The sequence below is a fragment of the Maridesulfovibrio sp. genome (assembly GCF_965230075.1).
Lineage (GTDB): Bacteria > Desulfobacterota > Desulfovibrionia > Desulfovibrionales > Desulfovibrionaceae > Maridesulfovibrio.
This window is the reverse complement of record NZ_OZ245945.1, coordinates 3,143,278-3,157,158: the sequence shown is the minus strand read 5'-3', so window position 1 is coordinate 3,157,158 and position 13,881 is coordinate 3,143,278. Positions and strand designations below refer to the sequence as shown.

Sequence of the window (13,881 nt, the reverse complement as noted above, 5' to 3'; positions counted from 1 at the left end):
ATTAACCTTCCTTGAGGAATGCGCGGAAACGGATCAGATCCAGCAGCCTGAATCCGGTGTAGCGGCCGATCATGAGGGTCAGTCCCAGCAGTACCAGAAAGAGTTCCGGGAATACGAAAATAAGGTGCTCAATAAACAGGTTGCTCATGGCAATATAGGCCAGCACAGCTACGGCCATGGAGCCGATGATTTGCTGGATGGCCTTTCCGGCACCTAGTTCATCCCACATCACGGATATGCGTTCAATAGTCATGCTTAGGATAACCATGGGGAACAGGCTGACAGATACCCCGCGCGGGAAGCCCAGCTTGAAGCTGATAATACTGATTCCGGCCATGAGCAGCACAACTACAATGAGCACGCAGGCCAGACGGGGCACCAGCAGAAGTTTGAGGTGTTCCAGATAAAGGCGTACTGCCAGTCCTAGAATTATGACTATGGAGAACAGGCACAGTCCCCAGAGCAGCTGTGTTTCGCGGAAAGATAGTGCGATCAGTACAGGCATGAATGTACCGAAGGTGGTAATGCCGATGACGTTACGCAAAAATACCAGCAGGAGAACCCCTATTGGGATGAGCAGGATAATCCGGTAGGTGGCCTGCGCTTGTACCGGAAGGTTGAACAGGGAGAATTCAAGTATGGTCGGCGCGGTGATTGCCAGCCGGTCTACAACATTGCCAAGGGTGCTCACTGTTGCCGGGACAACGGAAAGAGTAACGCTGAGGTTGCTTCCGCCACTGACCGTAGCCAGCGGAGCATTACCTCGCCACCATGTTACGAAATTAACCGGAGTCCCGAAGGTTCCCTGGGCCACATCAAACATGTGCCATTTTTCGTTGTGGTAGAGTTCCAGCCAGTGCTTCAGGCCTGCGTCCTTGGAGGTGGACAGGGTTATTCCGTGTACGGACTGGGCCGGGATACCGGAAAAATGCAGCAAGCGTACAGCCATATTCACCGCGCCAAGTGTATTTTTAGTGTCGCGGAGCAGATAAGCTGCATCGGGATTGCTGTCCGGTTCCATGAGTCGCTTCATTAACTGGGGCACGAAGGTCTCTATATCAGCGGATTCACTTCCCACCTCGGTTATCAGGGAGTTTGCGGCTACTTGTTCCGCTTCTGTGAAATGCGGATCGCTCAGTTTGGGAATTTCAGTGGGGTGGACCCAGCTTTCTTCAACATTGCTGTATTTGGGTCTTAAACGGGCAGAGTAGAACAGGTCCTGCTTGCCTTTTGCAGAGCGTCTGGACCAGATCGCGACGACGTTGTCAGGGGTGCGGCTATGCTGCGGGGTTCCATCTGCGGATTGCAAGGCGTGCAGCAGACCGTAGTCATCGCCAATATAATATTCGTCAGTAACGGTATATTGGGGCAACCTGTTCAAGGTTTGCAATGTGGCTTTAACCGGACTGCCTTCGGCTTCAAAGGAAACATGGGCTTCCACATTCCAAATCTCGGTCTGTTCTTCCGGAGTCAGGGGGAATCCGAGTACAAAGGCTTTGTAGCTGAACATGCCCAGCCCCACAGTAAGAAGCAAGGCAACAAGTATTTTAAGCTGAATAGAATTCATAGCTGACCTTTCCGTTTTATTTCACGGTTTGAATGCGAATTTTTACTTAGCGGATTTACTGAGTCGGTGGTGGCGTGATGAATCAATAAGGATGCCGTGACGCAGTTCTTTCCTGCCGATGAGCATTTTGTATGAAAAGTTGCTGCGGTCGGTCAGGTTGACGAAAGCATCAAATGTTTTGGGTCCGATTTTTAGCTGCACCGGAATGACCGGCCTGCGCTGATAGCCGGAAGGGCGTTTTTTGATACGTACTATCCGGGCATAAGGGCAGGTGATTCGCTGTTTTTTCCCATGCTGGTCGGTGATAGTGAATGAAACATGCTTATTGTTGTTGTTTATTACAATGTCTGTAGCATGCAGCGAAGAGCTGTCCGCACCGGTGTCCAATTTAGCTTCCATGATAATCGGTGCTTCGCGATCCCAAATTTTGATGGACACGTTTTCGATGTAGCCTGCGATGATATTATCGGTGTTTTTTTCATCAGCTTTTGCAGGGCAGGCACTAAATATAATAGCTGTCAGCAGTATAATTGCTGGTAGAGCGTGGCGCATAATTATCCTCTGGTTGGGCGCAGAATCACGTGCAGAGACGGATTCGGGTTGATTATTATTGTAGAATAGTAAAGCCCCCAAGTTAGCACCCCGACCGCATCAATGGAGTGCAACAATTAACCGTAAAGGTCAAGGAACCTGTTTTAAGTGCGATTGTTGTTGACATTTGATTTTTGTATTTGTATCTCTACTCCCTAATGGGAATGAGATTCATTTTCACAATCGATTAAGGAGAAATTTGATGATGAAGAAAATTATTTTGGCGATGGCCTTTGTTTTGGCCTTTACTTCTATCTGCTCCGCTCATGATATGTGGCTGGAGAAAAAAGGGCGTAAGGCTCACTTGATGTACGGTCATCCCGGATCTACCGATCCGTATCCCATCAGCCGTATTACGGCTCTGACCGGTATCAATGAGAATAATTGGAAAACCGCTCTTGAGCCGGTGTACAGCAAGGGTGAAGCTTATGCATGGCTTGATGACGAATATTCCATGCTTACTGTCGAGTTTGACAACAAGTATTGGTATCATACCGAAGAAGCCGGCTGGGAGAACTTTGATCTTCCCAGACAGGTTTGCGGTAAGATCGTCGATGAAGGCCGTTCCTACAAGCTTTCAAAGACAATCCTCAAATGGATGGACAGCATGGACAAACCTATCGGACAGCGTGCTGAAATCGTTCCTCTCAAGGATCCTACCAAGCTGAAAGAAGGTGATGTACTTCCGGTCATGATGTACTACGAAGGCAAGCCCATGCCTGCTGCAGGTGCACGTATTTCCACCACCTCTGACCGCAACATTGAACATCCCGAACTGGTGAATCTTAAAAACTCCAAGCCCATCAATGTAAAAATCGGTCCTAAGGGCCGTCAGGTTATTATTGGTAAGTACGAAAAGCGTCTCGATGATACCCGTCGTGTCTGGTACGCATTTTCTCTGAGTTTCAGAACTACGAAGTAGCTGGTCTAATTGACCGGAAGTAGCTTGATTGATTTCCTCCCCCGGACTTGGTTCGGGGGAGTTTTTTTTATTTATGCGTCAGTGTCCTCGCTGCTCTCAATTGGCAGTTTGATAATGAAGGCAGTGCCTTTGCCTTCCTCTGATTCAATGTCTATGGCCCCGCCATGTTTATCGATGATGATGTCGTGGACAATGGCCAGCCCCTGACCAGTGCCTTTGCCTACTTCTTTAGTGGTGAAAAACGGGTCGAAAATTTTATGCATATTTTCTTTTGAGATTCCGCAGCCCGTATCTTTGATGATTATTGTTGCGTTTGGCGGTTCAAATTTTGTGGCAACAGCGATTGTGCCCTTCTCTTCATCCTGACGGCTTTCGGCGATAGCGTGAGCAGCGTTTACAATTACATTCAGCAGAACCTGATTGATTGCACCGGGCAGGCACTGGACGCGGGGCAGGTCCGGCTCAAGATCAGTATCAAGCTCAGCAACATATTTCCACTCGTTGCGGGAAACTATTATGGTATTCTGGATGGCCTTATTGATATCAACAGCTTTGATTTTTTCTTCACCTGAGTGGGAAAAATTTTTCATGGCTAAAACAATTGTGGCTACCCGTTCAACTCCCTCAAGTGCCCGGTTACAGGCTTTGATGGATTCGCTGCTTATGAATTCAAGATCAATGTCATCTTTGTGCTCTTCAATTTCTTCAAGGATATTTTCGCGATCAGCGGGTTCCGCTGTCAGGACTTTTTCGTAAAGGTCGATCAGTTCGTTGGTATCGGTATATGCTTCCTTAATAAAGCGAATGCTATCCCCCACATACTGAATGGGGGTATTAATTTCATGCGCAATCCCTGAGGCCAGCAGCCCAATGGATTCGAGCTTTTGGGCAATGTTCAGTTTCCTTTCAAGGTATTTGCGGTCGGTGATGTCAAATACAACCTGAACAAGATGGGTCATGCCGCCGATGTGGATTTCAAAAAGGTGGCGTGAAACAGGCAGTGGGGTAGAGTCCTGTAGAGACAGAATTCCCTCTTCGTATGACCCCTGCTCATGCCAGTTGGGGCAGAGTAAATCTTTTTTTGTATCCGAAGTGAAGGTGAATTCGGTCTGACATGCGGCATTAAGGATCGAGCTGCGGCTCATGTTGAGTAGTTTTTCTCCCACACTGTTGCAATCCACCATCATTCCTTTTGTGGGATCAAAGACGAAAACTGCTGCGCCGATACCTTCGAAAATGGTACCCAGAAATTCCTGATGTTCTGCCTGCTGGATTAGTGCTTTTTTCTGTTCTGAAATGTCATGCACATTAGCTAGAATAACCAGTTTTCCTGCGATTTCGATACGGTTCAAGGCTACTTCCACTTCAAATAGCCTGCCGTCACCGGGGCACTTGGCTGTCCATTCAAAGACTATTTCTTCTCCGTCAACAGCTTTCTGCCAATTTTCATCCAGAATATCCATATCCATTTCCGGAGCAGAAAAATCATTTTTGATGGACATTTGTAGTGCTGTGCCCATGTCTACCTGATAGGTTTCAAGCATAGTGTCATTCACGTCCAGAATTTGCCCTTCTGCGTCATGAATAAAAATTGAATCATGGGTGTTGTTGAATATCAACCGCATGGCTTCTTCAGCTTCATGCCGTTCCAGAACTTCGCGGGTCAGGTCCTCAGTGCGTTTCTTTAAATCTGCTGTTCGTTTTTGCACGCGGGTTTCAAGTTCATCATTAATTTCTCGCAGCGCTTTTTCTGCACGGCTGCGTGCTTCTATTTCACTAATTAATTGCTTGTTTTTCTGCTCGATTTGTTTTGCTTGCTTAGCTGCTTCTTCCACCCGGATGTTAAGGGCAAGGTTATGAGCATTGATCCTGATGATGAAAAATCCGCCTCCCAAAAGAAGTGTTGCTAGTAGAAGCGTATAAATAAGTAGATTCTGTGGTGAAATTGAGCCGATGAGCTCTTTTTCAGGAACAATACTAAGCAATGAAAAAGGGGTCCCTTTTATCATAGAACGGACAATCAGGGTTTCCAGCGATTTGCCTTGCTGGTCAAGGTTCAGGGTGAGTTCATTTACCCTGCCTGCGGGAAGTTCCCAGCCGCTGGAAATTTTATCGGTTAATTGCTGGGGAATATCATTAAGCGGGGAGTAGAGGGTTTTGTTGTAAACCAGATAGTTCATGCTGCGTGGTTCCGAATCAGGCGAAGAACCGGAACGGAAGGGCAGGATTTCCTTGGCGTTTAACCATGCCAGAATGGTTCCCACTTTTTCGTCCCTGAATATGTAGGGGAGCATGAGTATAAAACAGGTTTTATCCTTACTCTTCTTGAAAACAATACGAACTTCTTGGGGGCTAAGGTCCGGAGGGATGGGAGCCTTGCATTGCTTATTCATTGTTCTGGCATGTTCATTGTCGGCAAGGATTTTTCCGGTTTCGTCTACAAAGAGGAGCCGGGTATATATTGGTACTCCATTAATCTGTTTTATCTTGATTATTCTGGTCAGTAATTCGGATATTTGTATAAGGCTGGCATGCAGGCCGTATTCCGGTGACATTCCCAGAGCTTTGTTATCAAAGTAGCTTGAAAGTTCCCTGCTGGTTGAGAGGTCAATGAGATCATTCCGCCTTTCAGAAAATAAGTGGCTGAATGCATCTGCTTCTCTTTGAGAATACTCCTTGAATTGTTGCAAAGAGGCTTTCCGCAAATCCACCTGTGATCTGTAGTTTGTCCAAATGATGGATATGACGAAAATTGACATCAGGGCGAGAGCGGCCAGCATCGCTTTGTTACTTTTGAACAAAAGAATCTCCTCTAGGCTGAACAGGATTATTTTTTAAAAAAATCCTTATAGTAACTGAAAACTGCCGGATAGTACTCCATAACAAGTTTGTTGTATTCTCCGCTTTCCCTGAGCTTTGCGTAAAATTCATTAAAAGCCTTAAGTAGTTCCGGTGAGTCTTTACGAAAACCCGTTCCCATTGTTTGCTGATGGGAAACAGGGCCGATTACTTTGATTTTTCCAGGCCATTTGTTCAATGCCACCAGCGAATCAGGAACATCAAGCAGAGCAATTTCCGCATCTCCCTTGATAATCGCCGGGGCAATATCGTTGAGACTGCCCGGAAAATTAATGATAGTGGCAGCATTGGAATCTATGCCGTAAAGTCCCGGAGCAAGGCAGGTCCCTTCTTTGCCCATAATTCTTTTACCCTGAAGTAATTTTTTGACTGCCCGGATATCCTGACCAACGTCACCGCTGGGTTTGATGGGTTTTAAGGGTGAATCTCCTCTGGCTACGCACCAGACTTGCGTAGGGAAGGTCGGATCTGAATAGTTAATGACTTTTTCACGCCATTCGAGTTTGGTCAGTCCGTTGGAAATGATATCTCCCTTGATGGGCGTTTTATGCAGAAACTCAACATCGTTTCCCTTAGGCTTGACCATTGTTCCGGTCAGGTCACCAAAAAGAGTGGACCAGTCAGATGCTACAAATTCATATTTGACCCCCAGATGTGCGGCAAAGAGTTTTATTACCTCCACACTTAACCCTGTTCCATGTCCGGTTACAAAATTTGCGTAGGGGATACCCAGATGGCGAAGGACTCCTCTTTGTTTTATCTGATCAAGATCTGAAGCTGATGCCGTGCCGGAAAACATGCACATTGCAAGTAGGGAGATGGCTGCAAAGAAAATGGAACTGGATTTTCGTAAGCTCATTTTCCCTCCTTTTGTCGGGTGGATCGGTTAGGGTGGTTAATGTTCAACCTAGTCAATATACTTGAGCGGAACCAGTACCCGTATTCTGGGGGGGAGTTTCTTGGCCCTGCTGAAGTTATTGATCCTGATGATTGCTGTTTCCGTCATCTCGGTACCTTCGGCCACAAGATGCACTTCATCTTCGCTCCATAGTCCTTCATCCAGAATCATGCCCGCCTTGAGCTCTTCAAGCTCAATTTCACGGCGCACATAGCCGTCTTCCCCGGCTGTTCCTTTCTCAAGGACATCCAGAACTTTGGCATCGTATATTCCGTCCATGCCGCGCAGAATTCCGATTACATCCATCTTGTCGATTTTTTGCTGGATCAGGGAATCGTAATCAAGGCAGGCCTTCAAGACTCTTGATTCAATAGGCATGGTTGGATTCTCATCCAACCTGTCATTTTGGTGCTGGATGATTTCGGAGACTGTTTCCATGCGTGGAATTTGAGAAAGCATGCCCGCGGTAACTGCCGGATGCATGTCATAGCCTTGTTTTTCCTCGGCGGTCAGTTCTTCACCTGTAAAAACTTTTTGGAGAATAGTGTCCGGCAGGGTCACGCATCCCAACTGCCCGAGCATTGCTGCCAGATCGAGGTATAGAGTTTGTTTTAAGTTCAGGTTTTGCCCTACATATCCGGCAAGGCGGCGGACTCTTTCGCTGCGTCCGAAGGCTTCCGGGTTGACCAGTGCCAGAATGTCGGTGAGGACTTTGATGCTTCCCCGTAGTGTGCCGCGCAAAAGTTCCCGTTCAGCCATGACCAACGAGTACTGTTTCATGGCTGCTTCCAGTGTACGGATCATTTCGTCAATGGAGCTCGGTTTGGTCAGGAAACGAAATACCGAGCCTTCGTTGACAGCTGAAATGGCTGCTTCAAGGTCTGCATGGCCGGTGAGCATTACCCGGACAGTATCTGGGGAAAGCTGCTTTACTTTTGTAAGAAAGGTGATTCCGTCCATTTTTGGCATTTTCAGGTCGGAAATAACAATTGCATAAGGCCCGGAGGACTTTACTTTTTCAATCCCTTCTTCCGGCCCCAGTGCAACGTCTACCTTGAACCGTTTGCGTAGCAGTGCTCGATATGTATCCAATATATTCTGCTCATCATCTACAAAGAGTATTCTATTTTTCTTCATCGTTGATCTCCAGCAGGTTGTTGCATGCAGCGCGCCAGTCGTTAATATGCTTTAAAAGTCCTGCCGATGCCAGCTTATCTGCATTAAATTCTGAAAAAACATAGCCCTTAGTGTGGGGGATAAGTTCGTGTTGCAGTACGTCAGCGGCGTGAATTGCATGGGTAGGAGTGAAGGTCTCAGCGCAATTATCCAGTGAATGGTGGTAGTAAACCATCTTTACGATTTCCTCGTTGAATCCCCACAATCCCAGCAGATATGCACCAACTTCCGCATGGCTGACTCCAAGAATCTTTTTTTCCACATCAATTACCGGACCGCCGAATTCGCGGACATGTTCCAGCACTTCCTGATATTTTTTATTCATCTCAGTTATGAAGACGAACTTTCCTATGTCATGGAGTAATCCTCCCACGAAGCAGTCGGTAACGGTTTTTTCGTCTTTATCCATCAAGGAGCATATTTCCTTGGCAAGGTAACCTGTCTGCAGGCAGTGCTCCCAGAGTTTTTCTATGGAGTATGGTCCGAGAATATCAGTATTCAGCTCCTGAAGAAAATTAACCCCTAAGATCAATCCCTTAAGAACGTCAGTGCCAAGCAGTATGGTGGCCCGGGCAGGGCAGGAAACAGAACCGTAAAAGCCGAAGAAAGAGGAGTTGACCACCTTAAGGAGTGTTGTGGATATGCCCGGATCTTTTTTTACAAGTTCGCCGAGTTTTTGCAGATTCGGTTCCGGCTTATTCAATTCATGGGTTATCTCAATATATAAATCAGGCAATACTGGCAGGGTATCAAGTCCGGTGACAATTCCCCTGACCTTGTGATCAGTGAGCACCGGACGCAGGTCCATCATTCTGCGGATGGTTCCGATCAGAACGTCGGTGTTGCAGGGTTTGCTCAGGAATTGATGGGTGTGCTTTGCTGATTTCAGCAATGACTGCATATCCGAGTGTCCGGAAAGCGTTATGCGGATGGTGTCCGGCTGCATGTCGGCAACGTTGCGTAGCAGTTTGCAACCGTCCATGTCCGGCATTTTCATGTCGGTAATGACAATATCAAATTCAGCCTTACTGAGCTGTTCCAGTGCTTCCTGTCCGGTGGAGGCAAAGCGACTTTTCCATTCCCTGCGTAGGCCGTGCATTGTAGCTCTGAAGCTGTCCAGAATATTCCTATCATCGTCGACAAAGAGAATTTTCGGGATCATATTGCACCTTGTTTTGTTTATTTAAGTATATCTGGTCTTTGTCTTATGGATATCGTGTTTTTGTTTTTTTTGTAAAGAAAATAACAATATCTATTTGGGGGTTGCAGACATTTATAATACGGCAAGATGAGGATGGAAAGGTGTTGTTTTGATTGGTATATTTAAGCTGTATAAAGTGGTGGATGGTGCTTATTTTGTTGTGGGTAGGAGTAGGAATAATAGATTGTGTTATTTTTGAGATTGATTTTGGAGTGAATGAGCCCAAAAAAATACGGAACTTCCGTAACGAAAGTTCCGTAATGGTTAATAGTATGAAATAATTTGTTTTATAGCTTGTCAAAAGCCTCAGCAGCGTTGAACGAACTGCGGACAAGGGGTGCACAGAACATGTGCGGCACACCGAGCTTCTTGCCGTATTCGGCGTACTCATCGAACACTGACGGTTCCACGTATCGTTTTACAGCCGGATGCGCTTTTGAAGGGCGCATGTACTGGCCGATAGTGATTATGTCACAATTGATGGCTGCGAGGTCGTCGATGACTTTATAGACCTGCTCGTCAGTTTCACCGAGGCCGACCATGAGACCGGATTTGGCGTGGATGTCGCTGAGTTGTTTGACCCGTTTGATAAGCTCAAGGCTCTGCTGGTAATCGGCCTGCGGGCGGATTGCATCGTAGAGCCCGGGCGGGGTCTCCACGTTGTGGTTGATGACATCCGGCTTGGCGGCGATGACTGCTTTGAGCGCATCAAGGTTGCCCTGAAAATCCGGGATGAGTACTTCAACCTTACATTCGGGATGCTCGGCGCGGATGCGTTCAATGGTTTCCGCAAAGTGGGCTGCACCACCGTCATCAAGATCATCGCGGGTCACAGAAGTGATGACTGCGTATTTTAGGCCCAGACGCGTAACAGCCTCTGCCACGCGGCGTGGTTCGTCCGCATCAAGCGGTTCGATCTGACCGGGACAGATGTTACAGAAGGCACAGTCACGGGTACAGTTGTTGCCCATGATCAGGAAGGTTGCCACCTTGCGCGAAAAGCATTCCCAGCAGTTGGGGCATTTTGCGGACTGGCAGACCGTGTTCAGGTTCAGGTCCTCCAGCATCTTGCTGGTGTCGTTAAAAGTCCTTCCGGTGGGCAGCTTAACCCGCAGCCACGGCGGTATCCGTAAATACTTTTCCGAATTCTTCTCTGAAGACATTTTTTACTTCCTCGGTAGAAATTTCTTTGCCCGCTTCTCTTGAAAGGGAAGTGGGGTGTGCGCCGTGCAGCCCGCAGAGGGTGATGGCGTCGAAAAGTTTCATGTCACTGGAAACATTGAAAGATAGTCCGTGGTAGGTGATCCATTTTTTTACACCGATGCCGATGGAACAGAGCTTGCCGGGACCGACCCAGACTCCAGGTCTGCCTTCGCTCCTTGCCGCTTCCACACCGAATCGAGCTGCGGTGCGGATGGCAGTCTCTTCCATGTCATGGAAGAATTTCTTGATGCCGCCACGCCGTTTTTCAATGCGCATGACCGGGTAGACAACCATTTGTCCGGGATAGTGGCAGGTAATGTTACCGCCCCGCGCAGTTTGGACTACCTCTGCTCCCATTTGCTTGAGGGCTTCCTCACTAATGAGCAGGTTTTCCAGTCCGCCCTGACGGCCCAAAGTAACCACTGGAGGATGCTCCAACAAATATAGAGCATCTTCAGCAGTTTCTTCCATCACCTGTTTCAAACGTTCCAGTTGAATTCTTTCAGCTTCCCCGTGGGGGATTAATCCAAGATCAATAAATTCCATGAGGTTATATATCGCTATATTTTGCGTTAATAATGGCGAAGCCCAAATGAAAGTTTTTGGGATGCTTAAACTCTTTTTTCAAAAAGGGTTTAAGCCGCCGGAGGCATTTCTTTATCTTCTGTCTTTGCGAAAATCCTTTTTCGGTTGCGGCTTTTCAGCTCTCTCTTCGCGCTTGCGTCTGTCGCTTTCGCGCATGGGCAGGGGCACGATGAGTGCACCGGATTTTTCGTCCCGTTTTTCCTCTTCAGGAATGGGCATACCGATAAGTCCACCGGGATACAAGGTTTTTGCTCCGCCCTGTGCGGAAAGCAGAATCTGCCCCTGAGCAGCACAGCCATACTGGCCGAAACCGCCTTCATCAAGCCTGAAGGATTCGGAAATTGCGCGGATGAGCATTTCGCCTTCGCGCGGGGTTTCCACTTCTTCCTTATGCAGTCCCACGTAGAGGAAGCTCAGGCTGACGTTATCCTTTTCAAGACGGCACTCCGCTGAAAGTTTCTGCAACCATGAGGGAGCGTGCTCGGAATCGTAGTTGAAATGACACCATGCCTTACCATGTTCACCGTTCATGGGACATTCTTCGGTATGGGTACAGGGGCCGAGAATGGGGAAGCCTGCGTTCACGAACTCTTCGCGGATAACGGAGAGCACACGGCCGGAACGGCGGATACCCGGTTCGATTATCAGGATGCGTCCTTCCGGGGCCAGCTTGTGAACCATGGACAGGCAGAATTTTTCTGCCCAGACAGGAAGCGGTATGCGGGTGCCCGCAGAAGCTTCGTTAACCATGTTAGCAGTAACCAGCAGGTGCGCTTTTTCGCGAATTTTGGAAGTGGAACCACCTTTGACGTTAACCATGCGCCACGGGGATTTCCCGTCAGTCATGGCTTCGAAGAGGCGGTTGCCTTCGCGCATGGGCTTGGGAGTGCGGTCCACGTTAATGAAGGTCAGCTTCTTTTCGCGCAGGTCGGGCCTTGCAATCCACAGGGCCTGAGCAACGGTAAGCGGTCCGGCTCCGAGGTCAACGACTACGCCGTTGTCGGGCAGTTTTATATCCAGTCCCTGAAACAGCCTTGCCAAGCGGTACAGGTTCCACGGAAGGAAGTAACGCAGGTAGGCGTTCAGGCTGCGCGGATCCCCCATGTAGTCGTTGGACAGGTTGGAACGTTCCCCGGTCAGGTCGCGGGAAAGATCGCGGATAGCGTATTTAAGTTCCTTGCTGTGTTTGGCTTTAAGGGGGACTGTTTTTTGTAAAATCTTTATGTATTTATCCAATTCCTTGGATACATCCTTGGTCGGCAGGGGGAAAAGTGAACTTACTTTAATAGACATATTTGAAAATCATCCTCTCAAGGTATTTCTGGCCGAAATCGCTGCTTCCGGCGAGCTCCAGAACTTTGGAGCGTGCGGGCAGGCTGGAGGCGAAATCCCTTGCTTCTTGATTGTGTGTTAAAATTATTGCTCCCTTGAGGGAGGTGTTTCCTGCAGCGCGGGTAATTGTCGCGCTTTCAGCAGGGATGAATCCGGTTGCCACCAGATCATTTATATTTACATGCTGGCCCATGGCCCCGCCGAGGATCAGTTCTTTTAGATCGGAAGGTGCCAGCCCGGCTTCTTTCAGCAGGGCGGACATGGCGAGATTGAAGGCCGCTTTTACTTTTAAAATTTCTTCCACATCCGGGGCTGGAAGGGTCAGTCCTTCGTATCCCAGATCAAGGACCGGAGTCCCGTTTATTTCTGTTAATTTGCCTGCCAGTTTTGCGGCAAAGGGAGTGTTGCCCGGGCCGAATTGTCCTTCACGGGTCAGCACACCGGATTTGAGCAGTTGGGAACAGAGCGAGAGGTAGCCTGTTCCGGTGATACCCGGTTTTTGGTCTTGTTCCGGTTTGTCTGCTGTGATGACTGCCGGTGTGAGTCCCAGCGGGGTCATATTGAAAGCGTTTACCGCTCCCGGACCTGCTGTGCGTCCGTTGCTTATGCCCACACCTTCAAGGGCCGGACCCATGGGAACGGAGCAGACAATGTATTCGTCCTCGGAAAGGCAGAGCACGAATTCGCCGTTGGTGCCGAGATCAGCGAAGAGATATGGCGGCTGCGCTTTTGCATCGGTAAAATTCAGGGCCACAATCCCGGCAGTTATATCCGCTCCAACAAATGGAGCCAGATGTGGCGGGATGTACGCTTCAGGAAGCTTTGCGTCAAGCTTTACCCGTTTACCGCCCTTGTCCGGCAGGGAGTAGGGCGCACGGCTTAAGCCTTCTACCTCATCCTGGGCGAGGATGGAGGTCATGGACGGGTTGCCGGAAACCACCAGCTTTTCTATCGGGACTGTCTCGGCAATGATTGTCTGCAGCCGTTCGGTGACAAGCTTGGACAGAGTTTTGCGTTGCTCCGGTTTTGCTGCAAAAGCCAGCCGGGACATGACTTCGCTGCCAAGACCGATTTGCGGATTCAGTTCCTGTCCCGACTTTACGGTTTCGCCATCAATGGTGAAAGCCCAGTGCATCCCGGTTGTGCCGAGGTCAACGGCTAATCCCAGATTCTCTGGAAGTTCGTTGGTAAATTTGTCTGAGACTCGCGGGACTACCCGCTCAGGTTCGGGCAGGAAAATTGTTGCTGCGTTCGCCGGATGCAGGCAGGAAAGCCGCCAGCCGGATTTTATCTCTGCGCTAGAAAGTTTTTGCTGTTCTTCCTTGCGTGGCTCAGGCGGTTCGGATTCATAGCGCACTTTACACAGGCCGCAACGTCCCATGCCCGAACAGAGGGGCACTCCTTGGAAGGCTCCGTTCAGGAAAAGGTTTTGGGCCATGTTCAGCCCTGCTGCGGGTGCAAGCTCCATGACTTTGCCGTCATGCTTGTGCACAATGAGTTTTTTATCCATTGTTTTCAGTCTTTAAAAAAATTAACCGCACCAGCAT

Annotated in this window: 11 protein-coding genes; 1 reads left to right on the top strand and 10 read right to left on the bottom strand. The window is 48.6% G+C overall.

What is annotated here, in order from left to right; translation table 11 throughout:
• Nucleotide 1: 1 nt before the first annotated feature.
• Both ACO05Z_RS14370 and ACO05Z_RS14365 read right to left on the bottom strand, forming a co-directional pair.
• Entirely contained in the window at nt 2-1,567 is a 1,566-nt protein-coding gene (locus ACO05Z_RS14370; protein ID WP_421902861.1) for an inactive transglutaminase family protein, read from the bottom strand.
• Nucleotides 1,568-1,609: 42 nt separating this feature from the next.
• A complete protein-coding gene (locus tag ACO05Z_RS14365) occupies nt 1,610-2,119 on the bottom strand; it encodes an ATP-dependent zinc protease (RefSeq protein WP_421902860.1) in 510 nt (169 codons plus the stop codon).
• Nucleotides 2,120-2,360: 241 nt separating this feature from the next.
• Here ACO05Z_RS14365 and ACO05Z_RS14360 point away from each other — a divergent pair, with 241 nt between their 5' ends.
• A complete protein-coding gene (locus ACO05Z_RS14360; protein WP_421902859.1) occupies nt 2,361-3,080 on the top strand; it encodes a DUF4198 domain-containing protein in 720 nt (239 codons plus the stop codon).
• Nucleotides 3,081-3,151: 71 nt separating this feature from the next.
• Here the strand turns inward: ACO05Z_RS14360 and ACO05Z_RS14355 are convergent, their stop codons facing one another.
• The 8 genes from ACO05Z_RS14355 to ACO05Z_RS14320 all read right to left on the bottom strand — a co-directional run bounded on the left by ACO05Z_RS14355 (nt 3,152) and on the right by ACO05Z_RS14320 (nt 13,844).
• Complete coding sequence (locus ACO05Z_RS14355; protein WP_421902858.1) at nt 3,152-5,881, bottom strand: ATP-binding protein; 2,730 nt, start codon at nt 5,879-5,881, stop codon at nt 3,152-3,154.
• A 26-nt stretch (nt 5,882-5,907) separates the two neighbouring features.
• The gene (locus ACO05Z_RS14350) at nt 5,908-6,798 is read right to left on the bottom strand and encodes a transporter substrate-binding domain-containing protein (RefSeq protein WP_421902857.1); all 891 of its coding nucleotides are present in this window, start codon (nt 6,796-6,798) and stop codon (nt 5,908-5,910) included.
• Between the two features lie 48 nt (nt 6,799-6,846).
• Nucleotides 6,847-7,974 (bottom strand): HD domain-containing phosphohydrolase, encoded by a 1,128-nt coding sequence (locus tag ACO05Z_RS14345; protein ID WP_421902856.1) that lies wholly within the window; start codon nt 7,972-7,974, stop codon nt 6,847-6,849.
• On the bottom strand, nt 7,961-9,175 hold the full coding sequence (locus ACO05Z_RS14340) for a response regulator (protein ID WP_421902855.1): 1,215 nt from the start codon (nt 9,173-9,175) through the stop codon (nt 7,961-7,963). Before ACO05Z_RS14340 ends, ACO05Z_RS14345 begins: the two co-directional genes overlap by 14 nt.
• 326 nt (nt 9,176-9,501) lie before the next feature.
• Nucleotides 9,502-10,377 carry a lipoyl synthase gene (gene lipA, locus ACO05Z_RS14335; protein ID WP_421902854.1) on the bottom strand — a complete coding sequence of 292 codons (876 nt, stop codon included), beginning with the start codon at nt 10,375-10,377 and terminating at the stop codon, nt 9,502-9,504.
• A complete protein-coding gene (lipB, locus tag ACO05Z_RS14330; RefSeq protein ID WP_421902853.1) occupies nt 10,319-10,963 on the bottom strand; it encodes a lipoyl(octanoyl) transferase LipB in 645 nt (214 codons plus the stop codon). Before lipB ends, lipA begins: the two co-directional genes overlap by 59 nt.
• Before the next feature lie 111 nt (nt 10,964-11,074).
• Complete coding sequence (locus ACO05Z_RS14325; RefSeq protein ID WP_421902852.1) at nt 11,075-12,295, bottom strand: small ribosomal subunit Rsm22 family protein; 1,221 nt, start codon at nt 12,293-12,295, stop codon at nt 11,075-11,077.
• Nucleotides 12,285-13,844, bottom strand: a complete 1,560-nt coding sequence (locus ACO05Z_RS14320; protein ID WP_421902851.1) for an ASKHA domain-containing protein — start codon at nt 13,842-13,844, stop codon at nt 12,285-12,287. The genes ACO05Z_RS14325 and ACO05Z_RS14320 overlap by 11 nt, the downstream gene beginning before the upstream one ends.
• Nucleotides 13,845-13,881: the final 37 nt, after the last annotated feature.